Raw genomic sequence first — 22,012 nt, forward strand, 5'->3', positions numbered from 1 at the left:
AATTAGGCCCTCACTTTAAGGCGCTAACGTTCATGCTGATAACTCTCGACCAACAAGTCGCCCTCGTCACCGGCGCCAGTTCCGGCATCGGCGCGGGCGCCGCCAAGGCTTTGGCCGCCGCTGGGGCGGCAGTGGTGATCAACTACAATTCCCAGCCCGCGCCCGCCGAGGAGCTGGCCCGGCAAATTAACGCTGAAGGCGGTCGTGCCATCACCATCGGGGCCGACGTTTCTCAAGAAGCGGACGTCGAACGGCTGTTCGCACAAACTGTGGAGGCTTTTGGTTCACTGGACATTCTGGTCGCCAACTCCGGCCTGCAAAAAGACGCCAATGCGGTGGACATGAGCCTCGCCGACTGGAACCAGGTGATCGGCGTCAACCTCACCGGCCAGTTCCTCTGCGCCCGCGCCGCCCTGCGGATTTTCAACCGACAAGGTATTCGTGAAGGCGTGTCCCGGGCTGCTGGCAAAATCATTCATATGAGTTCGGTGCACCAGCGGATTCCTTGGGCCGGTCACGTCAATTACGCCGCGTCCAAGGGTGGCGTTGACATGCTGATGCAAACCCTCGCCCAGGAAGTCAGCCACCAGCGTATCCGCATCAATGGCATCGCTCCGGGAGCGATTCGCACGGCGATCAATCGCGCCGCCACCGAAGGCGCGGCCGCCGAAGAGCTGCTCAAACTGATCCCTTACGGCCGAATCGGCGACGTCGAGGATATCGCCAACGCGGTGGTCTTCCTCGCCTCCGATGCCTCCGACTACATTGTCGGCACCACCCTGTTCATCGACGGCGGCATGAGCCTCTATCCGGAGTTTCGCGGCAATGGCTGATCATCATCTCGAACGACAAAGCGCCATCGACGCCCACGGCATCATCGGCGACATGCGCAGCGCGGCACTGGTCAATGACAAGGGCAGCGTCGACTTTTTCTGCTGGCCCGAATTCGACAGCCCTTCGATCTTCTGCTCGCTGCTGGACACGCCCGAGGCCGGTATTTTTCAACTGTCGCCGGACCTGCCCGACGCCCGCCGCGAACAGATTTACCTGCCCGACACCAACGTGCTGCAAACCCGCTGGCTCAGCGACCGAGCTGTGGTTGAAGTCACCGACCTGCTGCCGATCGGCGACAGCGAAGATGATCTGCCGGTACTGATGCGCCGGGTTCGGGTGGTCAGCGGCCAGGCAACGTTTCACATGCGTTGCGCCGTGCGGCATGACTACGCTCGCGCCAAGACTCGCGCGCGCATGGATGAAAAAGACGTGGCGTTCGAGGCTGACGGTCAGCCCTCACTGCGCCTGTCTTCAGACCAAGTGTTGAGTCTTGATGGAAACTCGGCAGTGGCCGATTTCACCCTCGAACAAGACCAGAGCGCGCAATTTCTTCTCGGCGGCATCGACGACCCGCGTTTCAAGGAAGGCGCCGCCGGGTTGTGTATGGAACGCACGCTGAAGTTCTGGCGCGACTGGAGTGGTCAATCCAACTATCGCGGTCGCTGGCGGGAAATGGTCAATCGCTCGGCCCTGGCCCTGAAGCTGCTGACCTCGCGCAAACACGGCGCGATCCTCGCCGCGGCCACGTTCGGCCTGCCGGAAACGCCCGGCGGCGAACGCAACTGGGATTACCGCTACACCTGGATCCGCGACGCCTCGTTCACCGTCTACGCGTTCATGCGCCTGGGCTTCGTTCAAGAGGCCAACGATTACATGCGCTGGCTGCGCGGGCGGGTCAGCGATTGTCACGGCAAACCGACGAAACTCAATATCCTCTATGCCATCGACGGCCGTCAGGAACTGCCCGAAACCGAGCTTTCGCACCTGTCCGGCCACGGCGGCGCGACGCCGGTGCGCATCGGCAATCAGGCGTACGATCAGGTTCAGCTCGACATCTTCGGCGAGCTGATGGACGCGGTGTACCTGGTCAACAAGTACGGCGACGCCATCTCCCATGAGGGTTGGAAACACGCGGTTGAGGTCGTGGATCAGGTCTGCGAAACCTGGCAGCAAAAAGACGTGGGCATCTGGGAAATGCGCGGCGAGCAGCATCACTTCCTGCACTCGCGACTGATGTGCTGGGTCGCCTTGGACCGGGCCATTCGCCTCGCCTCCAAACGCTCCCTGCCCGCCCCGTTCGCCCGTTGGGACCAGACCCGTCAAGCGATCTACGCCGACATCTGGGACAACTTCTGGAACGAAGAGCGCGGGCATTTCGTGCAGCACATCGGCGGCACCGCGCTGGATGGTTCGATGCTGCTGATGCCGCTGGTGCGTTTCGTCAGCGCCAAGGACCCGCGCTGGCTCTCGACCCTCGAAGCCATCCAGAAAACCCTGGTGCGCGACGGCATGGTCTACCGCTATCGCAACGAAGACAGCCAGATCGACGGCCTCGACGGCACCGAAGGCGCCTTTGCCGCGTGTTCGTTCTGGTACGTCGAATGCCTGGCCCGGGCGGGTCAGGTGGAAAAGGCCCATCTGGAGTTTGAACAGTTGTTGAGGTACGCCAACCCGCTGGGGTTGTACGCCGAAGAATTCGACAGCCATGCGCGGCATCTGGGCAACACGCCGCAAGCGCTGACGCACCTGGCGCTGATCAGCGCGGCGAGTTTTCTGGATCGGAAATTGAGCGGGGAGAAGAATTACTGGCAGCCTTGAGACCGAGCCGTCCCTTTCGCGGGCAAGCCACGCTCCTACAGGTTTTTGCGTCGAACACATTGTTAGCGAACGACACAAACCCTGTAGGAGCGAGGCTTGCCCGCGAAGAGGCCATCAGCCTCAACACAAACCCAACTGAATGCCCATGTCCGCCAAAACGTGTCAGAAACGTCGCTTTTCACGACGCAGCTTGTAGGAACAATGCTAATCCGCGAAGAACTTAAACATCGCCTATCTGACAAAACACACCTCGCCACAAGCGTGAATAGGCTTAACGCCGACAAATCTAAACAGAACCTGCTGTTTACCCAAGCAACACCGGGTTCCTACACCCGGAAATACCTTGTTGCCAGCCGTTACATCCCCCCCTAACATCCACGCTCAACGGGTGCAGCGGAGCTGCCCAATAAAACCCGAATTCAAGGAACCAGAATGAGCCAGCGTATCCACCGCCACATCGACTCCCCACTCCGTTCAGGCCTGAACCGCAGCGAATTGTGGGAAGCCCACGACAAAGGCCTGATCAAATGCTGGGAAATCGGCCGCCAACGCGCGGCCCGTTTCCCCGAACTCGCCCGACGCAGCCTTGCCGGCGAACTCCCCGTGCTGGGCTGGAAAGGTGGCGTCAGCCGCAGCCTGAAGAAACTCGAAAAATACGGATCCCTCAAATACCTCGCCCAATGGCAGGGCTTGCGTGGAGAAGATCTGGATGTTGATCTGGATGAGGAGCGGGCGTTGACGTGTTCGCGGACCAGGATGGTGGTGACGTTTACGCCGGACCGGACGAAGTATTTCAATCAGGTGGCGGAAGTCGAAGCCTGAGACCGCCAATTTCATCCGTTTCAAAAAACACCGCTGGGAGTGTCCGATGAACAATGAAGCGTTGATCCAATTCGCCAAAACCCCGGTTTTGACGGTCGCCTACGAAGAACACGGCCCCAGCACTGGCGACCCGGTCATCCTCCTCCACGGCTTCCCCTACTCCCCCCGCGGCTACGACGAAATCGCCCCGGCCCTGGCAGCAAAGGGCTACCGCGTCATCGTCCCGTTCCTGCGCGGCTACGGTGCGACCCGTTTCAACAGCCCCGACACCCTGCGCTCCGGCCAGCAAGCTGCTCTCGCTCAGGATCTGCTTGATTTGATGGACGCGTTGGCCATAAAAAAAGCCGCCCTCTGCGGCTACGACTGGGGCGGTCGGGCGGCGTGCATCGTGGCGGCGCTTTGGCCGGAGCGGGTTCGTTGTCTGGTGACCGGGGATGGATACAACCTTCAGGACATTCCCCATTCCACCCAGCCGCGCGCCCCAGAGACCGAGCATCGCCTCTGGTATCAGTATTACTTTCACACCCCGCGCGGGGTCGCAGGGCTGACGAAAAATCGCCAGGATTTGTGCGAGTTACTCTGGAAGTTGTGGTCGCCGACCTGGGCCAAAGGCCCCCAGCGCTACCCGCTGAGCGCGCCGGCCTTCGACAACCCGGATTTCGTCGACGTGGTGATTCACTCGTACCGTCACCGATTCATGTACACGCCCGGCGATCCAGCTCTGGAGTGGATGGAAGAAGCGCTGACCCGACAGCCGCCAATCAGCGTTCCGACGATTTCCCTGTGTGGGGCTGACGATGGCGTCGGTCCGGCACCGGAGGTCGATGACGACACCGAGCATTTCACTGGAGTTTACGAGCGGCGAGTACTGGCGGCCGTCGGTCATAACATTCCCGAAGAAGCGTCCGAAGCCACACTCAAGGCATTACTGGATCTGCTTCAGCGCTGACAGAAAACCGCTCGCGATACGCTTGCGGCGTCACGCCCATGGCCCGCAGAAAACTGCGTCGAAGCGTCTCTTCACTGCCGAACCCGCACTGCACCGCCACCCGTTTGATCGGCAGGCCGGTATCACTGAGCAAGCGTCGCGCCGTCTCGACCCGGATCAGTTCAATAGCCCGGGCCGGCGTCTGGCCGGTGTCGGCGCGGTAATGGCGAACGAAGCTGCGTTCGCTCATGCCGGCCTGCAGGGCGAGGGTCGGAATGCCAAGGTCCATGGTGAGATGTTCACTGATCCAGGCGTGAAGGTCGTCGAACCGGTTGCCTTCCTTTTGCAGGGACAGGGTCACGCTGAACTGCGACTGACCGCCCGGACGCTTGAGGAACACCACCAGTTGCCGGGCGACTTCCAAGGCCATCGTGCGCCCGAGATCCTCCTCGACCATCGCCAGCGAAAGATCGATGCCGGCCGTGACGCCGGCCGAGGTCCAGACCGGGCCGTCGTTGATAAAGATCGGGTTGGGTTCGACCCGCAATCGGGGATGTTTCTGCGCCAATTGCTCGCAGCGGGTCCAGTGAGTCACCACCCGCCGACCATCGAGCCAACCACTGGCCGCCAGTAAAAACGCCCCGGTGCACACCGATGACACCCGCCGACACGCCGTCGCATGTTCACGCACCCACGCCACCAGCGGCAGATCCTCCGCCGCCGCGTAAACACCCCAGCCGCCAGCGATGATCAAGGTGTCGCTGCCTTGCTCCGGCAACGGCTCGGCCAACAGCGCCAGTCCCGCCGACGACATCACCGCCCCACCAACGCTGGCAATCACCGTTGGGGCATAGGGCGGCGGTAAACCTTGTTGGTGGGCGATGTCGTTGGCCGAGGCGAACACCTGCAACGGCCCGGTGACGTCGAGCAATTGCACGTTGGCGAATGCGAGCACATGAATGGTTTTAGACATTTGGCGTAATTCGTGGGGTGATTGGCGTATACGCCAGATCCTACGAGCCTAGAGTTCAGTCGTCCACCCACTTCATGAGAAAACACCATGACGTTGCAGATCGGTTTTCTGTTGTTTCCACAGGTTCAACAACTGGACCTCACCGGCCCTTACGACGTGCTGGCCTCACTGCCGGACGTGAAGGTGCATCTGATCTGGAAGGACCTGGTGCCGGTCAACTCAAGCACCGGGCTGGTGCTGAAGCCGACCACCACCTTCGACGATTGCCCGGCGCTGGATGTGATCTGCATTCCCGGTGGTAGCGGTGTCGGGCCGTTGATGGAGGATGAAGAAACATTGGCTTTCATCAAGGCTCAGGCTGCCAACGCGCGTTATGTCACGTCGGTGTGCACCGGGGCGCTGGTGCTCGGCGCGGCCGGTTTGCTAAAGGGCAAACACGCGACCACGCACTGGGCTTATCACGAATTATTGACGCCGTTGGGGGCGATCCCGGTGAAGGATAGAGTGGTGCGCGACGGCAATCTGCTCACCGGTGGCGGGATTACCGCAGGGATCGATTTTGCCCTGACCTTGGCCGCTGAGTTGTTCGATAAGGACATGGCAGAACTGGTGCAGTTGCAACTGGAATACGCGCCGGCACCGCCGTTCGAGGCAGGCAGCCCTGAAACAGCACCGCAGAGCGTGTTGGCAGAAGCTCATCGGCGAGCGGCGCCATCGCTGCAACAACGCACGCAGATTACTGAACGGGCGGCGGCCAAACTGTAGGTGTACTTTTCGACAGGCGAAAAAAAACCCGCCTCGGCGGGTTTCTCAAGACCATTTTCGACATCCTGTCGGCAGCCATCCTGGCCAATGGTCGATCATCCGTGATCCTGAGCACTCCCTGTGCTTCAGTTGATGGATCCAGAATAAGCGCATCGGTGAAGCATCAAAAGACGATATACCCGTCAGCCGGTGTAAGCCTTTGACCATAAGAACCCAAAACTTACACGGACAATGTAGGAGCGAGGCTTGCCCGCGAACCAGGCGCTGCGGTCTCAGAGGAAGACCGCGTCATCGTTCTTCGCGGGCAAGCCTCGCTCCTACAGTAGTCGTAGACCCTGCAAACTCGTAGACGAAAAAAAACCCGCCGAAGCGGGTTTTCCCAAGACCATGTCGACTCCCTGTCGGTAGCGAATCCTTGCTAATGGTCGATCATCCGTGATCCTGAAGCACTTCCTGTGCTTCAGTTGATGAGGCTAGATTACGCTTCGGATCCAATGTGCAATAGACGACATAGCTACCATCGCGTGTAAGACATTCGCCATACCCGCCCTTCCGAAAACCCTTAGACGCATCAGGCAAACAGCAGGGAAGCCGCGAGTTCAGCGGCCTGCAGCTGACCTTGCGCCGCTACGTCATCGTTATCCTCAAGAAACCATGCCGCCGACAATCCGGCAAACGCCAGCACCCATTGCAGCAGCCGGCGACGTTCAAGCCCTGCGGCGTGGGCCACTACATCGATTTGTCTTTTGAAACGCTGCGGATCGGTGGCCGTCGGCAATTCGGGATTGCAGATCAGGTTGGCGTAGTCGAATCCGCGCTCGCCGATCACTCGCTTGGGATCGATGGCTAGCCAGCCTCGCGGGCCGAAATCCAGAACATTGTCGTGGTGCATATCGCCGTGCAAAACCACCACATCCTGCGGCTCGGCGAGCATCGCTTCGGCGGTTTTCAGGCTGAGTAAATAAGTGCCACCCTGCTGCTCGGCTGCCAGGCGCAACGAAGCGAACCATGCTGACAAAGGAACCAGCGGTGGTGGCATAGAGGGACGCGGAGCGTGCAGTCGGGCCAACGCCGCACACAAGATCCGGCTCGCCTCGTCATCCTGACCGTTGAGCGCCATGCGCATCAGCGATCGATCGCCCTCGGCACGTTCCAGCACCAACGCATCGCCGTAATGAGCGTAAACCCGCGCAGCGCCCTCGCCGTCCCACCAGGTCATCAGCAGATTGCCGAACTTTTCCTCGGCATCGACGGCGATCTTCAACATGGCCGGCGAATCACCCATCCGTACCGGCAGCAAACGACTGCCGGGCGTGATGATCGGTTCGCCATCCGGCACCAGGGCCCAGCGCTTTAACCAAGGTTCAAACATGCAGCCTTTACTCAGCCTGACCCTCGCGAGCCTTGGCGCTAATTTTCAGAAAGTCTTCGATATTGTTCATCTGCTCATCCCAGCCACGGCTGTCCATGCGAAAGGCCTTGAGCCTGCGGGCTTGCGGGATGTGATCGAAACCGGACTCGGTGACCTTCAACAAGGTGCCGTCATCCATGTCTTCGAGCTCGAATTTCACCAGCGTGGTGGGTTCCTGGGAGTAATCGATTTCGGGCTCAATCGCATACGGGTGCCAGCGAAACGAAAACACCCGCTCCGGTTCGACCCGCTCCACTAGCACGTTCCACAGCAAGTGCTCATAACCCGGGTAGGTAATCTGCCCTTGCGTCCATTCACCGGCGACGAAGCGCTTGCCCTCCAGTGCCACGCCAAACCACTGCCCGAAGGCTTCGGCATTGGCCACCACACGCCAGACGTGCGAGCGCGGCGATTTGAGCAGGATTTTCCTTTCGATGCGATCTGATGCTGGGTTCATAAGTCACCTCCTGTACTGAACAGTAGGCCTGTAAGACCACAAGACCAACCCTAAAGTTGTATCAATGGGTAGTTGTTATCAAGCATGCCTGAAATATTCGGCTGCATTTGCGGTGGTAAGTTCTGGCTCGCGGACGAATGCCTGGCAAAATGCGCGGCCCGTTGACGCAGGCAAGCCACATGGTTAAAGAGGTCGGGCCTGGCTTCGTTATTGGTTCACCACCCTCTTCGATACACTGCATCTCAACTTTTACCCATCACAGCGAGAATCACTATGCCCCCACGCTTCCTTCTGGCGCTGACGCCTTTGCTGTTCACCACCGTTGTTCACGCGGCGGACTGCGACAACGCCACCGACCAGGCCACGATGAACCAGTGCGCGGCGCAGCAGCACAAGGCGGCGGATAAGGAATTGAATGCGCTTTACCAGCAGATCACTACTCGGTTGAAGAGCAATCCGGACAGCAAAAAGCTGTTGCTGGGGGCGCAGCGTTCGTGGATTGCGTTTCGGGATGCCGAGTGCAAGTTTTCGAGCGCCGGGGTGGAAGGTGGGAGTGTGTATCCGCTGATCTACAGCAACTGCGTGACGGAATTGACCAAGGCGCGGGTGGAGACTTTCAAGAATTATTTGAAGTGTCAGGAAGGGGATATGAGTTGCCCGGTGCCTGGGGCTTGATGATTCGGTGCCTGTGAGGGCCTCTTCGCGGGCAAGCCTCGCTCCTACAGGTTCGGAGTGATCGCACCATTGGGTACGACTTCGACCTGTAGGAGCGAGGCTTGCCCGCGAAGGCGTCAGCTCAGACGCCGCGATTACCGGACAAATATCTGCGCCGTCGTGATCGCCATATCCCCACCCGGCAATTTGATGTTGCCAATCTGCTTCATGCTCTCGGGATCAAAGATCGCCACATCATTAAACGTCCCCGCCAGATAGATCTTGCTGCCGTCCTTGTTGAAGGAAATGCAGTAGTAGGAATGATCCAGCGTTGCCGCCTGCAGCATTTTCTTCTCCTTGATGTCGTACTTGGCCAAGCGGTTGAGCACGCCAAACATCAGGTTCGGATCCTTGGGCGAGCGCATGCCGCTGAAGTAGATTTCCGTCAGCGGGCCGAAGTCGGTGGTTTCGGTCTTGCCGGTTTTCAGGTCGACGCTGAACAGCCCGTAGAGGTATTCAGCGGTGGCCGGATCCTGTTTCTTGTCCTTGAATTTCGCGGCGGTGTAGAGCAGCGAGAAGTCATGGCGATAGGTCTGCTGGTTCCACACGTAAAGCACGTCCGGCGCGCTGTAGTTCGCCCGTTTCCAGTGGCGGCTGGGAATCAGCACGTCGAACTTGCCGGTCTTCACGTCGACCTTGTAGACATCCGCCCCCGCCACGTACAGCGTGCCGTCGTCACCGCTTTGCATGATCGTCAGCTGCCGCGGCGCCGGGAAACTGCGCATGGGTTTGGCGTCCAGGCCGGCGTCGGTGGCGTACACATCGAGCCGTGGTTGCTGCACTTCGTAACGGTCGTTAAGCATCAACGTCGGGTTGGCGATGGCGAACAGTTCCTTGCCATCGTGGCTGAGGGTGAAGGCGAACATCGACTTGGCTTTCTCCCCCGTCTTCTGGGTGATGCTGGCGTGGAACACCTGCTTGCAGCTGTCGAGCTCGACGCCATAGACATCGGCATAGTGGTTGTTCAGCACGTAAGCGGTCTTGCGATCCGGCGACATCTGGACGCTGCCGGGGCCGAAGGCATCCGGCATCTTGCAGGTCTTGAGCACGGTGTCGGTGGCCAGGTCGATGACGTGCAGGTTGTTCGGGTAATTGGTGGTCACCATGTACTCGTGACCCGCTTGCAATGCAGTGTTTTCATCGGCCAGAACAGTGAGCGAACAGACGCTCAGGATGGCAAACGCGGCCAGGCCGCAGGCTTTGATGCTGTGCATGCTGGAATCCTTCTGAAATCCGATCACTTGTCTTTTGGAAAGACAGTTCCGAGGTTGCGCCAGTTATCGTTGGACGCCTGGGCATCCTTGTTCCAGTCCGGATAGGTGCTCATCATGTCGGGCACCTGGGCCGGCCACCAGCACGGGTCAGAGCAGCCATAAAGGTCGGCTTCCATCGGCTGGCACAGCGACGACACACCGCCAAACGCATCGATTTCCCAACCCGGGTCAGTGGTCGAGGCACAGCCCGCAACAGAGCTCATCGCCACCACTTCTTCGATACGGTTTTCGGCCGCGGCCTCATCGAGTTTCAACGCTTTGTTATTGATTGCCTTGAGATGTTTCATATCAGTGAGCCTTGCGCGGAGTGATGTAGCTGCTGATGAACGCAGGGTTGTGGGCCATGATCCGGGTGTAGACCTCGATGCCGAAATCGACCCAGTCACGCATCAGTTCGCAGTAGTGATAGGTCGGGTGGGTCGGGTCGCCGTAACGGGCATAGCTCTCGTGGTAGCAGCCGCCGGAGCAGAGATTGCGGATCTGGCAGTCTTCGCAACCGGTGTTGGTGCGGTCCAGGCGCTGGGACAGAAAATCGTTCAACTCCACCTGCTTCACTCCGCTGTGGACGTTGCCGAAGGTCGGCAGACTCGAACCGGTAAACCGGTGGCACAGGTTCAGTTCACCCTTGTGATCCACCGCCAGCATCTTCAGGCCCGCGCCGCATGGCAGGGCTTTTTTGTGGCCTTCGTGGATGTCGGTGATCAGCTGGTGCAGGTTGGAGAAACCGATATTGCGGTGTTCCAGCGCCGCTTCCAGATAACGCCGACCGAGCTTCTTCATGTTGGCGAAGACTTCAATCAGCTCGTCGCTGGACAGGTTGAAGGTGCTGATGTCGCCGGAGGTCACCGGGGCAAAGCCGACTTCGGCAAAACCCAGTTCGTTGAACAAGTGATCCCAGATGGTTTCGACGTCGGTGACGCCGGTGGTCAGCGTGACCCGAGCGCCCACCGGACGGCTGTTGTAGCGCGACAGCAGCATTTCAGCCTTGCGCCGCACCACGTCGTAAGTGCCCTGCCCGCCCACGGTGATGCGGTTGCGGTCGTGCACGGTTTTCGGTCCGTCGATACTGACTGACAAACCAAAGCGGTGAGCGTTGAGGTAGTCCACGGTCTCTTCGGTGAGCAGCGTGGCATTGGTGGTCATGACGAACTCGACGAACTTGCCGGCCTCGCGGAAACGCTTCTCGCAATAGTCGACCATGTACTCGATCAGCTTGCGATTGCTCAGCGGTTCGCCACCGAAAAACACCACGGTGAAACGCTCTTCATCCGGCGATTCGCGCAGCAGCATTTCCACCGACGCCACCGCCGTTTCGACGTCCATTTTCTTGCCGGCCGACGGCTTGTCGAGGTCTTCCTTGTAGCAGTAGGTGCAGCTCAGATTGCAGCCGGTGTTGACGTTGAGCACCACGGTGTTGATCGCCGTGCGCTCGACCCGTTTGGTGCCGATGTCCGGGGTCAGCGGCGAGCCGTCGCTGACCAGTTCCAGGGACATCAGCTCGCGCAGGGTCTCGGTGATTTCCTCGCCGTTGAAACGCGAAGCCAAACGCTCGATCAGGTCATCCGACGAACAGCCGGGACCACGCAAGGTATCGATGATGGTGCCCGTCAGTTCATCGCTGGCGAACAGCGAACTGCTGGGAATGTGAAACAGCATGCGGTCGGCATCGACGTGCACTTCGTGCAGGTTCCGCTCAACCAGATTCAAAATAGCGCCCATTGCAACCTCCTGTGCAAACCCCGTTTGATGGGGCCTGCGGTCATTCCGAAAAAGTGTCTGAAGCCTGTGGTTTCAGGCAACTCATGGAATGGGTGGATTGTTCCAGCGTTGCACGGTGACGATCATGTGGCCTTCGCCGGTCAGGGATTTTCCTGCGTCGTCGACCGCGGCGATCACCTTGAGGTTGCCGGCATTGTTGGTGGACATTTTGCGCTGCGGGTTCGGCCCTGCATCGCCCGGTGTGAACACGCCGCTGTCGGCCTGCATGGTGCCGGCGAACTTGACGTCCTCGTCTTCCTTGGCGCGATCGTCGAAGGCTTCGACCGACCACTGCGCCGGGAACACGCCGATGCGATACGGCTTGCCATCAGCGCCCTTGCCCCAGGCTTCGGCATCAAAACGGCCCTGGACTTTCGGCGTCGAACCACCGCCGTCACCGACGCGGGCCACCGAGAACTCGGGCACGACTTTGACCTCGGCGATTTTGCTGTAGACCGAAAGGGTCGGGCCTTTCAGCGTGCCGACGGTGACATTGCGCAGGCCCGGTAGGGCATTCGCAGCGGCCTTGAGTTTGACGCGCAGACGCTCAGGACTTTGCTCCAGCACTTCGACCACTTCCACGCCTTTGCCGAAATTCGGTTTGCCGGTGAGACCGCTGCCGATCAAGGTGATTTCAGTCTCGACGCCAGCCTTCAGGTAACCCGGCTGAACCGCCAGCAAACGACTGCTGCCCTGCTTGGCCGCGACGAAGTCCAGCCCGCGCTCATCATGCTCGGCCTCGAACATCCGCCCCTGCATCGCATTGCCCTGGGCGGCGAACACCTGACGCATGGTCACACCGTCGATGGTCACGTTGCCGCGCCATTCGTAACCGGTGTAGAGAATCGCGCTGCCGTCGCCATTGAACGGGCTGCCGTCGGCGTATTGGCCTTTGACGCTGACCTTGAAGGTGTCGCTGCCATCGGCTGTCACGCTCATCACCCCGGCCAGTTCGCCTTTACCCGGCAAGTGGCCGCTGAAGCTCCAGTCACCGACCAGCGCTTGGGATTTCGGCGCGCTGCTCAGCCATTTTTTCCAGGCCGGGTTGTCCAGCGGATAACGCTTGGCCAACAGCGGCACCATGTCTTTTCGGGCCAGGTCGAACCAGTCACGGTCGCGGGACAGGGCCTGGTATTCCAGGGACGGCCATTGGCCGAGGTGGAAATTCACCAAGCGTTCCCATTCCTGGGCTGGACGCCGTTGCAGGGCGACCCGCGCACCGGAGTGGCAGCGGCCGCACATCTGGCTGGTCTGGTCGTCGAACTTCTCGACGGTATTGAGTCGACGCTCCAGCGCATACCGCACGCCATCGGTCTCGCTCGGCGCCAGGCCCTGGGTGTCGGCCAGGTATTTGACCAGGGTGCGGCGGTCGTCATCGCTGATCTGCAAACCGTGCATGGTCTGCATCCGGGCGATGCTCATCAGCCAGCCTTCCGGGGTTTTGCGCTGGTGGCTGATGCGGCTCAGGGCATTGTCGGCTTCGGGAGTGTGACAGCCCTGGCACGTTTCCTTGAGGATGGTCTGGGCGTCGCGGGCTGCCAGGCTGTCAGGTGAATGCAGCGCCACACACGCGGCCACGGCCAACAGACTGGCGCTCAGGCCTGATCGGAGTCTTCTCTTCATCAACGTCGAACCTCGCACGGTGCTTTCTTATTTTTTTGGCTTATCGTTTTTATGGTTTCTACCGCCGGCGGCGCACCGCTGACAGAGGCAAGAGAAACGTCTGCGATGAGCAATACACGGAGCGTGCCAGCTTACGTATAGCCTTTCTTATCAAGCAGTTACGCAAAGACAAAGCCGTTTAATCGCGCCTGGGCGAGTTCACCTGCGTCTAATATCGCGACAGGTGTTGCAGTCTGAGACAAGCATAGGTGTCCCGGCCGGAACAGTTCATCGCCCGACGATTGACGGCCGTTGCAGGCGGGTGCGAAATGGGTGTTCACCGATTGCCACGAGGGATTACAAAATGGCAAGCATCACTGTCCTGGCGGGGGACTTTCTGCAGGGTGATGGAGAGTACCGAGACGGCGTTTTTACCCTTAGAACGTCGCTTCACCCGTGGCCCGGCATCACCCTCCCGCTCTCATCGTTCAAGCGCGTGGAAGTCGCCAACGAGGAATCGATCAACAACATCAAGGACGCCATCGGCTTCGGCGTGGCGGGCGCGATGTTCCTGGGACCTATCGGCGCGATTGCTGGATTCATGTTGGCCGGCAAGGAAACCGAAGTGACCTTCCTGGCGACGCTCAAAGATGACCAAAAGCTGTTGGCCGCCGTAGATGGCGCCACGTTCGAAGAAATTTCGCGGAAAATATCATCTTGAAAGGTCGGCGCGAGCCGCACCACCTTCGTGGTGCGGCGTGTCGCCACTTTAGTTAAAAGACGTCGGTTGAATGGCTTTGTGAGCTTCGATTTCCAGCCGCATGTCCGCCACCAGCGAGGCGATCGCATGGGGGCTGTCCAGTTCCCATAGCGGAACATGGGTCGCCACCAGGTCTACTTTGCCAGTCATGCAATCACAGACCCGAATCGTCAGTGTCTGGTCCGCCTCCACGCTGCATGTGCAGACGCCGGGCAGCATGCTGTGTTCAATGATGTTTTGAATTTCCAGGGTTGAAAGGAACATCGTTACCTCCCTTACGCCAGATGTGTGGCCGGGTAAATGCTCCTTCATATCACCCACCCAGCCTGAAAATTCTAGTCCTGAACACTGAGCGCCTCAAGACCGCAGGCGGGTCGCTCGTCGTCTCATGGTTGTCGCAATTTGCAACAGCCCCACAGCGTCCGCGATGCCCTTTAGCGTCCCAAAACCCCACCGGCCAAGGGCGTTCCTGCCTTTGCGGGGACTTGGCACAGCCATTGCCAGCCGTTAAGAAAGCCACGTTTTCACGAACAACAAGAGGTCTCGCCATGCCCCTCCCTTATCTGCTTCCCGCCACTTCCGCGTTCATCCAGCGCGCCCCGCGCATGCTCATCGGCGCTGACTGGGTCGAGGCCGCCGACGGCCAGACCATGCCCCTGCACAACCCGGCTACCGGCGAAGTGCTGTGCGTGGTGCCACGAGCCACGCCCGAGGATGTCGACCGCGCCGTGCTCGCCGCTCGTCAGGCCTTCGATGATTCGGCCTGGACCCGCACTCGCCCACGGGAGCGGCAGAACCTGTTGTGGAAACTCGCCGACCTGATGGAACGCGACGCCGAACTGCTGGCGCAACTGGAATGCCTGAACAACGGCAAAAGCGCGGCGGTGGCCCAGGTGATGGACGTTCAACTGTCCATCGATTTCCTGCGCTACATGGCGGGCTGGGCGACCAAGATCGAAGGCTCCAGCGTTGAAGTATCGTTGCCGCTGATGCCCAACGATCAGTTCCACAGCTTCATCCGCCGCGAAGCGGTGGGCGTCGTCGGCGCCATCGTCGCCTGGAACTTCCCGTTGCTGCTGGCCTGCTGGAAACTCGGCCCGGCCCTGGCCACCGGTTGCACCGTGGTGCTCAAACCCGCCGACGAAACCCCGCTGACCGCGCTGAAACTCGCCGAGCTGGTGCTGGAAGCCGGTTATCCCGAGGGCGTATTCAACGTGGTCACCGGCACCGGCATCACTGCAGGCTCGGCGCTGACCCACAACCCGCTGGTGGACAAGCTGACCTTCACCGGCTCGACCGCCGTGGGCAAGCAGATCGGTAAGATCGCCATGGAGTCCATGACCCGGGTCACCTTGGAACTGGGCGGCAAATCGCCGACCATCGTCATGGCCGATGCCGACCTGAAAACTGCCGCAGCCGGTGCCGCCAGCGCGATTTTCTTCAATCAGGGCCAGGTGTGCTGCGCAGGTTCCAGACTGTATGTGCAGCGCAAGCATTTCGACAATGTGGTGGCGGACATCGCCGACATTGCCAACGCCATGAAACTCGGCAACGGGCTGGACCCGAGTGTCGAGATGGGGCCGCTGATCTCGGCGCGGCAGCAGGAACGGGTTTACGGCTACATCGAAAAAGGCCGGGAAAGTGGCGCGACCATCGCCTGCGGTGGTGAGCAGTTCGGGCCGGGGTTCTTCGTCAAACCGACGGTGATCGTCGATGTCGATCAGAAGCACTCGCTGGTGCAGGAGGAGATTTTCGGCCCGGTGCTGGTGGCGATTCCATTCGATGATGAGGCCGATGCCTTGCGCATGGCCAATGACAGTCCTTATGGGCTGGGCGCGAGTATCTGGTCGAACGATCTGGCGGCGGTGCACCGGATGATTCCACGGATCAAGTCAGGCTCGGTGTGGGTCAATTGCCACAGCGCCCTGGACCCGGCGCTGCCGTTTGGCGGGTACAAGATGTCCGGGGTTGGGCGGGAGATGGGGTATGCGGCGATTGAGCATTACACTGAGTTGAAGTCGGTGTTGATCAAGCTCTGATCTGCGGCGTTCTTCAGGCCGCCTTCGCGGGCAAGCCTCGCTCCTACAAAGGGCTGCGCAAGCCTGTAGGAGCGAGGCTTGCCCGCGAAGAGGCCAGACCAGTCACCAAACATTCAAGGTTTGAACCCCTGGGCCAACAACCAACCCCGAACCACCCGCCCCTGCTCCACCGTCAACCCGGCCAACGCCTGCTCGGCCGACTCGGTCCGCAACCGCCGCACCAACGGCGCCAGCTCAACCCCTTGCACATGCCAGATCCCCAGCGGCTGATCCACCGTGATCACCACCTCGGCCTCATCCACAAAACCCTCGCGCAGCACGGGCGCGCGCTCGATGCTCAACGAGGAAAAATCCGCCTCCGCATGGGCCACTTCAGCATCCGGCCACTGCCGCCGCGCCTGCCAGAACGGCTGATCGATCCACCTCTGCTCATCGGCATAGAAATCCCGGCCGATCCGCGCAAAGCGCAAAAACAGCTGCTCCACCCGCTGCTGATGAAAGCGCTGGGCCAGCGCCGCGCGCTCCGGTTTACGCAACAACGTGTTGATCACCGTGGGCGCCTGTAACGCTGAAGACAGCGACTGAAAAATCCCGTTGCCCGACAGCGGATCCACCGCCATCGCCGCATCGCCGACCCGAATCCAGCGATCGCCACACACCTGCGGACTCAAAATCGCCGTGCTGCTGCGCGCATGCAACTGAAGATCGATCTCAGCCCCGGCACCGAAAAACTCATGCGCCAATGCCGAGCCCTGACGTCGTGCGCGACAGTAATCCAGCAACGTCGCCTTGCCCGGCAACTCGGCACTGGCCACGTCCACCGTCCATTGCCAATAACACTGACCGTCGGCCCGCCGCGCCATCCAGGCCCAGCCGTCCTCAAGGCTTTCCACCGCGCTGGCGGTACTGCCCGGCGTGCCTTGCCAGCGATTGAGCAGACTGACCGTCTCCGGCCCGCGCAGGCCTTTGCCAAGCGCAGGCGCCTGACGTCCGCGGGCCTCCACCAGAAAATCGGCGTTCAGCGCCTCACGCCCTTCAATTTCGACCCGGTGCCCCGAAGCAGATGCCTGAACGCTCAGCACCCGACCTTCGATCAACTCGACACCGGCCAGTCGCAGGTCTTCGCGCAAGCCTCGGTCGAAGCTCGGACGGTCCAAGAGAAATTCGATGTTCTGCGCATGTTGCTGACCGTTCCACGACACCTGCCGCTGGGAAGGCAACGCCGCATCCGCCAGCGCCTGATGCAACCCCGCACCGCGCAAGGCCTCCAGCACCCGCACGGAAACGCCTTCCAGTGCCGCAAACCGGCGCCACTCGCTGACCAGCGTCACCACATAACCGAGCCGCCGCAAACCCAGGGCGACCGCCGCCCCGGCGGGACCGGCGCCAAGAATCAGAATCATGGGCCGAAACGCCGTTCAGGGCCGCGATAACGGGCGTGCTCGCGCAGCCATTCGATGACGTGTTCGTTGCTTGCGTCAGGATGTGCGACGAGGAAACCCGCAATGTGCCCGCTCAACGCCGCACACCCAAGGCTTGCACCCGACTGCCCCGGATAGGTCCCATGCACGCACGCCGCGAAATCGGCCTGGGCACTGTTGAGCCACGACCACTCATGCTCGGCGCAACGCGCATCGCCTGTGATTCGCAGCACCTGGGGATAATTCGCCGGAAACACGCCCTCTCCCTGCGCCGGGCTGGAGGCACACAGCAAAATGCCTCGCGCCACCGCCGCTGCGCAGGCTTCGCGCAACAGGCTTCGATCCTGTCGTAATCCGAGGCTCAAATTGATCAACCGAACGTCCTGCGCCACCAGCCAGTCGATGGCGGTGGCGATCTGCAAGGCACTGGTGACGCCACGCTGATCAAATACCTGCCCCACACAAAAAACCGCCGCAGGCGCCCGTCGTCCGATCGCTTCGATCACCGCACTGCCATGACCGAGCGGGTCGTCACGCAAGTCGCTTTCGGCCAAGCCATCCTCCAGCAGCGAAAAGCGTCGCCCCGCGATCACTTGCACCCGTTGCGCCGCCGAATGCCCGCTGTCGACCACGCCAATGCGCAACTCAGGCTTCATGCAGCACCGTTTTCGAAGTGAGCACGCCGTCGAGCAATTCAAAGCGCAAATCGGCATCGGCCAGCGTGGAAGGTCGATGGCTGATGAGGATCCGCGTACGCCCGGCAAACAGTCGGTCGATGGCCTCGATCACTTCGCGCTCGGTGGCTTCATCCACCGCCGAGGTCGCTTCATCCAGCACCAAAATCAGTGGATCCTGCAACAACGCGCGGGCGATGGCGATGCGCTGTTTCTGCCCGCCAGAGAGTTGCTGGCCACGTTCGCCAAGCGGGCTGTCGAGCCCTTCGGGCAACGACTCGATCAAGCTGTCGAGTTGCGCCAGCCGTGCGACTTCGGCAATCGCTTCGCGGCTGGCGTCCGGCACGGCGTAAGCGAGGTTGTCAGCAAGGCTGCCGCGAAACAGCACGATGTCCTGACTGACCACGGCTATCCGCCGACGCAGCTGGAACAGGTCCAGTTCTCGCAAATCGACTTCCCCCAGCAGCACTCGACCGGACTGCGGATCGTGATGGCGTTGCAGCAGATCGATGAGCGTTGATTTACCGACCCCGGAGCCACCGCTCAGGGCGACTTTCAAGCCATAGGGAATTCGCGCTTCGATGCCGCGCAAGGTCGTTGGGCGACCCGGGTGGCTGAAGTGCACGTCGTCGAAACGCAACTCGCCGGACGTCGGCATCGGTTTGGGTTCAACCGGTGTGAGAACGGTCGGTTCTTCACCGCGCAACTCCATGACACGTCCAAGGCTGACGGTCATTCGCTGTATGGCGACATAGAGCCCGAGCAAGCTCTGAACCGGACCGACCGCCATCCCCAGATAGGTGGAAAACGCGATCAGCGCGCCCAACTGCCAGGTCCCCTGCACCACCCAATAACCGCCAATCAAAAACGCGCAAGCCCGGGACAATGACGTCAGCGTGCCGGGCACCGCCTGGGTGAAAAACTCGGTGACTTGCAGGCGCAATAACTGGCTCATGTAGCCTTGACCGAGCGTTTCCAGACGTCGCGATTCACGGTGTTGCTGGCCGGCAGACTGGATGAATTTCATCACCGGCAAGGTTTCGACCATGAACGAGGACATGTCCGCCGAACGCTCGCGCAACTGCCGCACATCACGCTCGACCTTGCGCCGCATCCAGCGCAGCCAGAGCACATCGAGGGGGATCAGCACCAGCGCCAGCAGCGAGAGTTTCCACGACAGGGTCAGCAACATCGCCACCGCAACCACCAGGCCAATGACGCTGGAAACTGCAGAGAACAGCGAATCCACAGCGAAGCGCTGGATCTCCGCGACGTCGCCATCGAGGCGCGACATCAAGTCACCGATGCGCCGCTGCCCGTAGAAGCTTGGCGACAGGGTTTGCAAATGCCGATAGAGGTCATCACGCAGGCTAAACAGAATCCGTCCGGACAGTCGCGTATGCAGGTAGCGATTGATCCCCGACAACGCGGTGCCCAGCAGGCCGGCAAGAATCATCAACCCGGCAATCAGCACCAGCATCGGAAAATTTTTCGCCAACAAGCCATCGTCGATCAGCAGCTTGGTCAGCCACGGTTGCACCAGCACCAGCGACGAAGCGCAGGCCGACAAACCGAGCAGCCCGGCAATCGCCAATCGATGCGGGCGCACAAAGCTGTAGAGCCAACGCAATGCCGCTTGCAGGGCTTCGGGGTTCTGGCTGTCGATCAGCCGGACGATCAGGCGCTGCATCACGAACGCAACTGTTTGAGCTTGCGATACAGGGTCGCGCGGCTGATGCCCAAGGCGTCGGCGGCGGCCGAGACGTTGCCCTGATGGCTGTCCAGGGACTGGCGAATCAGCTCCAGTTCGTTTTCGCGAATGCTGCCCGACGCCGGTCGTTCAGTGGCGGTCAGTTCGTCGAGCATGCTGTCGGGCAAATGGTCGAGGGTGAGCACTGTGTCACCGGGTTCGCGCATGGCCAGCGCGGTGCGCAATACCATATCCAGTTGGCGGATGTTGCCCGGCCAATGGTAGCCGTCGAGCAAGCGACTCAAGTCGTCATGCAGGACCATCGCCGGGGCATCAAGTTTGGCCAGCAAACGAGCGACCAAACCGCTGAAATCCTCGCGTTCGCGCAAGGCCGGGAGCATCACGCTGATGCCGTTGACCCGGTAGAACAGGTCTTCGCGGAAGTGCTTTTCTTCGACCAGGCGTTTGAGATCGCGGTGGGTGGCGCAGATCAGCGCCACATCGATGTCTTGCTCTTCGCCGGCACCCAGCGGCGCCACTTTACGGTCCTGCAATACGCGCAGCAGACGGGCCTGCAAGGCCAATGGCATGTCACCGATTTCATCGAGGAATAACGTGCCGCCATGGGCCTGTTGCAGCCGTCCGATCATGCCGCCACGACGGGAGCCGGTGAAGGCGCCTTCGCGGTAGCCGAACAGTTCCGACTCGATCAGGCCTTCGGGGATCGCCGCGCAGTTCACCGCGACGAAAGGTTTGTCGCAGCGGGTCCCGGCCATGTGCAGGGCGCGGGCGATGACTTCTTTACCGGTGCCGGTTTCACCGAGCAGCAACACCGGCAATTCATTGGCCAGCCCTTGGCGGGCCATGCGCAAGGCTCGCGCATAACGGACGTTGCTGCCGGCGAGGGATTCGAGATCCGGTTGCGGTTTGGCGGTTTTCGCGGTGCTGCGCGGCGGCGTGCTGACGTTGATCGAACGCTGTGGTGCGCGCAGGGTTTTGTAGAAGAATTCGCCTTTGGCAGTCTGCAAACTGCCAACGCCGCCCTGATGCAGACGCGAGAGCAGTTGCAGGCCATCGACCCCCAGAAACTCTTCGCAACGTCGACCGACCAACGCCGAACGCTCAGCCCGCAGCAACTGACAGGCCTGGGCGCTGACCGCGAGAATCTGTCCGCCGAGGCTCACCGCCAACAAGCCCTGCCAAGGAGATTCGAGGTATTGCCGACGGCTGTGGAAGGCGAGGACGATTTCGTCCGGATAGCTGGCGTTGAACACGCGGCTTTCGATCTGGCTGACGGCCATGGCCAGCAATGCGGTGCTGTCATGAACGCGGCCGAGCGGGCCTTCGCGGGTCAGGTCGAGGACGCCGAGGATGTCGCCTTGGGGGCAATGGATCGGCACCGACGTGCAGGAGAAATCGCTGAGACGATCGAGGTAATGCTCGCCGCAATCGATCATCGTTGGCCGGGCTTCCACCAGTGCGGTGCCCAGTGCGTTGGTGCCGCGTGCGGCTTCGCTCCAGCAGGCGCCGAGGGTGATGTCTTGCAGGCCGCTGCCCTTGAGGCGGTCAGCGCGACCTTCGACGGCAAGAATGGTGGCGTCGGAATTGGCCAGGATAATCAGGCCTTCCTTGCCTTGGCGTTCGGCCAGGTAATCGATCGCCGGCAATGCGGCATCGATCAGCAGGCGATTGCTCGCTAGCAGCACGTCGAGACCCGCGCTCGATTCAAGCGCCAGTTCGTGCTTGGCATTGAAGTGCACGCCATGGCTGAGACTGCGCCGCCACGACGCATCGATTTCGGCCCGCAGCACGCCATCGGGGACTTCGCCCTCGAGATGGAGCTTTTCCCGGGCCAGCCGGGCTTCGCGGTGCAGCTTGGGAGGAGTTGTTTTTATTAGCGTCATCAAGCGCTCCGGATCGGTCCGCTTTGCGCTTTTTTAATTCAGCGCCCTGGCGCAATCTTTACGTTAACGTCAGGGCGATGGCAAGTGTGTTTCATCCGTTGCACTGCGTTATCGTTCTTCGCGGGCAAGCCTCGCTCCCACAGGTTTTGCGTCGTGCGCAAATCTGCG

20 protein-coding genes are annotated in these 22,012 nt (G+C 60.8%); 8 read left to right on the top strand and 12 right to left on the bottom strand.

Annotation, left to right across the window (positions count from 1 at the left end):
• The first annotated feature begins 32 nt into the window (after window positions 1-32).
• The 4 genes from ACYZT6_RS17635 to ACYZT6_RS17650 all read left to right on the top strand — a co-directional run bounded on the left by ACYZT6_RS17635 (window position 33) and on the right by ACYZT6_RS17650 (window position 4,423).
• Complete coding sequence (locus tag ACYZT6_RS17635) at window positions 33-833, top strand: glucose 1-dehydrogenase (protein WP_462027995.1); 801 nt, start codon at window positions 33-35, stop codon at window positions 831-833.
• A complete protein-coding gene (locus tag ACYZT6_RS17640; protein WP_462027996.1) occupies window positions 826-2,652 on the top strand; it encodes a glycoside hydrolase family 15 protein in 1,827 nt (608 codons plus the stop codon). Before ACYZT6_RS17635 ends, ACYZT6_RS17640 begins: the two co-directional genes overlap by 8 nt.
• 432 nt (window positions 2,653-3,084) lie before the next feature.
• The gene (locus ACYZT6_RS17645; RefSeq protein ID WP_462027997.1) at window positions 3,085-3,474 is read left to right on the top strand and encodes a hypothetical protein; all 390 of its coding nucleotides are present in this window, start codon (window positions 3,085-3,087) and stop codon (window positions 3,472-3,474) included.
• Between the two features lie 46 nt (window positions 3,475-3,520).
• The gene (locus tag ACYZT6_RS17650; RefSeq protein WP_462027998.1) at window positions 3,521-4,423 is read left to right on the top strand and encodes an alpha/beta fold hydrolase; all 903 of its coding nucleotides are present in this window, start codon (window positions 3,521-3,523) and stop codon (window positions 4,421-4,423) included.
• On the opposite strand, the gene ACYZT6_RS17655 is transcribed toward ACYZT6_RS17650, so the two are convergent.
• Window positions 4,392-5,375 (bottom strand): GlxA family transcriptional regulator, encoded by a 984-nt coding sequence (locus ACYZT6_RS17655; RefSeq protein WP_462027999.1) that lies wholly within the window; start codon window positions 5,373-5,375, stop codon window positions 4,392-4,394. The genes ACYZT6_RS17650 and ACYZT6_RS17655 overlap by 32 nt on opposite strands.
• 87 nt (window positions 5,376-5,462) lie before the next feature.
• Between ACYZT6_RS17655 and inhA the strand changes: the two genes are divergently transcribed.
• The gene (inhA, locus tag ACYZT6_RS17660; RefSeq protein ID WP_462028000.1) at window positions 5,463-6,140 is read left to right on the top strand and encodes an isonitrile hydratase; all 678 of its coding nucleotides are present in this window, start codon (window positions 5,463-5,465) and stop codon (window positions 6,138-6,140) included.
• A 571-nt stretch (window positions 6,141-6,711) separates the two neighbouring features.
• Here the strand turns inward: inhA and ACYZT6_RS17665 are convergent.
• Together ACYZT6_RS17665 and ACYZT6_RS17670 are read right to left on the bottom strand one after the other, a co-directional pair.
• Window positions 6,712-7,512 carry an aminoglycoside phosphotransferase family protein gene (locus ACYZT6_RS17665; RefSeq protein ID WP_462028001.1) on the bottom strand — a complete coding sequence of 267 codons (801 nt, stop codon included), beginning with the start codon at window positions 7,510-7,512 and terminating at the stop codon, window positions 6,712-6,714.
• Between the two features lie 7 nt (window positions 7,513-7,519).
• Window positions 7,520-8,008: an SRPBCC family protein gene (locus ACYZT6_RS17670; RefSeq protein WP_462028002.1), complete on the bottom strand. Its 489-nt coding sequence runs from the start codon at window positions 8,006-8,008 to the stop codon at window positions 7,520-7,522.
• Between the two features lie 273 nt (window positions 8,009-8,281).
• Here ACYZT6_RS17670 and ACYZT6_RS17675 point away from each other — a divergent pair, with 273 nt between their 5' ends.
• Window positions 8,282-8,683 (top strand): lysozyme inhibitor LprI family protein, encoded by a 402-nt coding sequence (locus ACYZT6_RS17675; protein ID WP_462028003.1) that lies wholly within the window; start codon window positions 8,282-8,284, stop codon window positions 8,681-8,683.
• Window positions 8,684-8,817: 134 nt separating this feature from the next.
• Here the strand turns inward: ACYZT6_RS17675 and peaD are convergent, their stop codons facing one another.
• The 4 genes from peaD to peaA all read right to left on the bottom strand — a co-directional run bounded on the left by peaD (window position 8,818) and on the right by peaA (window position 13,377).
• Window positions 8,818-9,936 (bottom strand): quinohemoprotein amine dehydrogenase subunit beta, encoded by a 1,119-nt coding sequence (gene peaD / locus ACYZT6_RS17680; RefSeq protein WP_462028004.1) that lies wholly within the window; start codon window positions 9,934-9,936, stop codon window positions 8,818-8,820.
• Between the two features lie 23 nt (window positions 9,937-9,959).
• Complete coding sequence (gene qhpC, locus ACYZT6_RS17685) at window positions 9,960-10,283, bottom strand: quinohemoprotein amine dehydrogenase subunit gamma (RefSeq protein WP_008027961.1); 324 nt, start codon at window positions 10,281-10,283, stop codon at window positions 9,960-9,962.
• Between the two features lies 1 nt (window position 10,284).
• Complete coding sequence (peaB, locus tag ACYZT6_RS17690) at window positions 10,285-11,715, bottom strand: quinohemoprotein amine dehydrogenase maturation protein (protein WP_462028005.1); 1,431 nt, start codon at window positions 11,713-11,715, stop codon at window positions 10,285-10,287.
• A gap of 81 nt (window positions 11,716-11,796) precedes the next feature.
• Window positions 11,797-13,377 carry a quinohemoprotein amine dehydrogenase subunit alpha gene (gene peaA, locus ACYZT6_RS17695; protein WP_462028006.1) on the bottom strand — a complete coding sequence of 527 codons (1,581 nt, stop codon included), beginning with the start codon at window positions 13,375-13,377 and terminating at the stop codon, window positions 11,797-11,799.
• 343 nt (window positions 13,378-13,720) lie between these two features.
• On the opposite strand from peaA, the gene ACYZT6_RS17700 reads away from it, so the two are divergent.
• Window positions 13,721-14,077: a hypothetical protein gene (locus ACYZT6_RS17700; protein ID WP_462028007.1), complete on the top strand. Its 357-nt coding sequence runs from the start codon at window positions 13,721-13,723 to the stop codon at window positions 14,075-14,077.
• Window positions 14,078-14,125: 48 nt separating this feature from the next.
• On the opposite strand, the gene ACYZT6_RS17705 is transcribed toward ACYZT6_RS17700, so the two are convergent.
• On the bottom strand, window positions 14,126-14,380 hold the full coding sequence (locus ACYZT6_RS17705; RefSeq protein WP_462028008.1) for a DUF1652 domain-containing protein: 255 nt from the start codon (window positions 14,378-14,380) through the stop codon (window positions 14,126-14,128).
• Window positions 14,381-14,664: 284 nt separating this feature from the next.
• Here ACYZT6_RS17705 and ACYZT6_RS17710 point away from each other — a divergent pair, with 284 nt between their 5' ends.
• Entirely contained in the window at window positions 14,665-16,155 is a 1,491-nt protein-coding gene (locus tag ACYZT6_RS17710) for an aldehyde dehydrogenase family protein (protein WP_462028009.1), read from the top strand.
• A gap of 113 nt (window positions 16,156-16,268) precedes the next feature.
• Here ACYZT6_RS17710 and qhpG read toward each other — a convergent pair whose 3' ends face one another.
• The 4 genes from qhpG to ACYZT6_RS17730 are packed head-to-tail and all read right to left on the bottom strand — an operon-like array spanning window position 16,269 to window position 21,844.
• Window positions 16,269-17,558, bottom strand: coding sequence for a flavin-dependent monooxygenase QhpG (qhpG, locus tag ACYZT6_RS17715; RefSeq protein WP_462028010.1), 1,290 nt, complete (start codon window positions 17,556-17,558; stop codon window positions 16,269-16,271).
• Window positions 17,555-18,232 (bottom strand): subtilisin-like serine protease QhpE, encoded by a 678-nt coding sequence (qhpE, locus tag ACYZT6_RS17720; protein WP_462028011.1) that lies wholly within the window; start codon window positions 18,230-18,232, stop codon window positions 17,555-17,557. The genes qhpG and qhpE overlap by 4 nt, the downstream gene beginning before the upstream one ends.
• The gene (locus tag ACYZT6_RS17725) at window positions 18,222-19,940 is read right to left on the bottom strand and encodes an ABC transporter ATP-binding protein (protein ID WP_462028012.1); all 1,719 of its coding nucleotides are present in this window, start codon (window positions 19,938-19,940) and stop codon (window positions 18,222-18,224) included. The genes qhpE and ACYZT6_RS17725 overlap by 11 nt, the downstream gene beginning before the upstream one ends.
• A complete protein-coding gene (locus ACYZT6_RS17730) occupies window positions 19,940-21,844 on the bottom strand; it encodes a sigma-54-dependent Fis family transcriptional regulator (protein ID WP_462028013.1) in 1,905 nt (634 codons plus the stop codon). The genes ACYZT6_RS17725 and ACYZT6_RS17730 overlap by 1 nt, the downstream gene beginning before the upstream one ends.
• Between the last annotated feature and the right edge of the window lie 168 nt (window positions 21,845-22,012).

It is taken from the genome of Pseudomonas sp. RT6P73 (assembly GCF_054897715.1).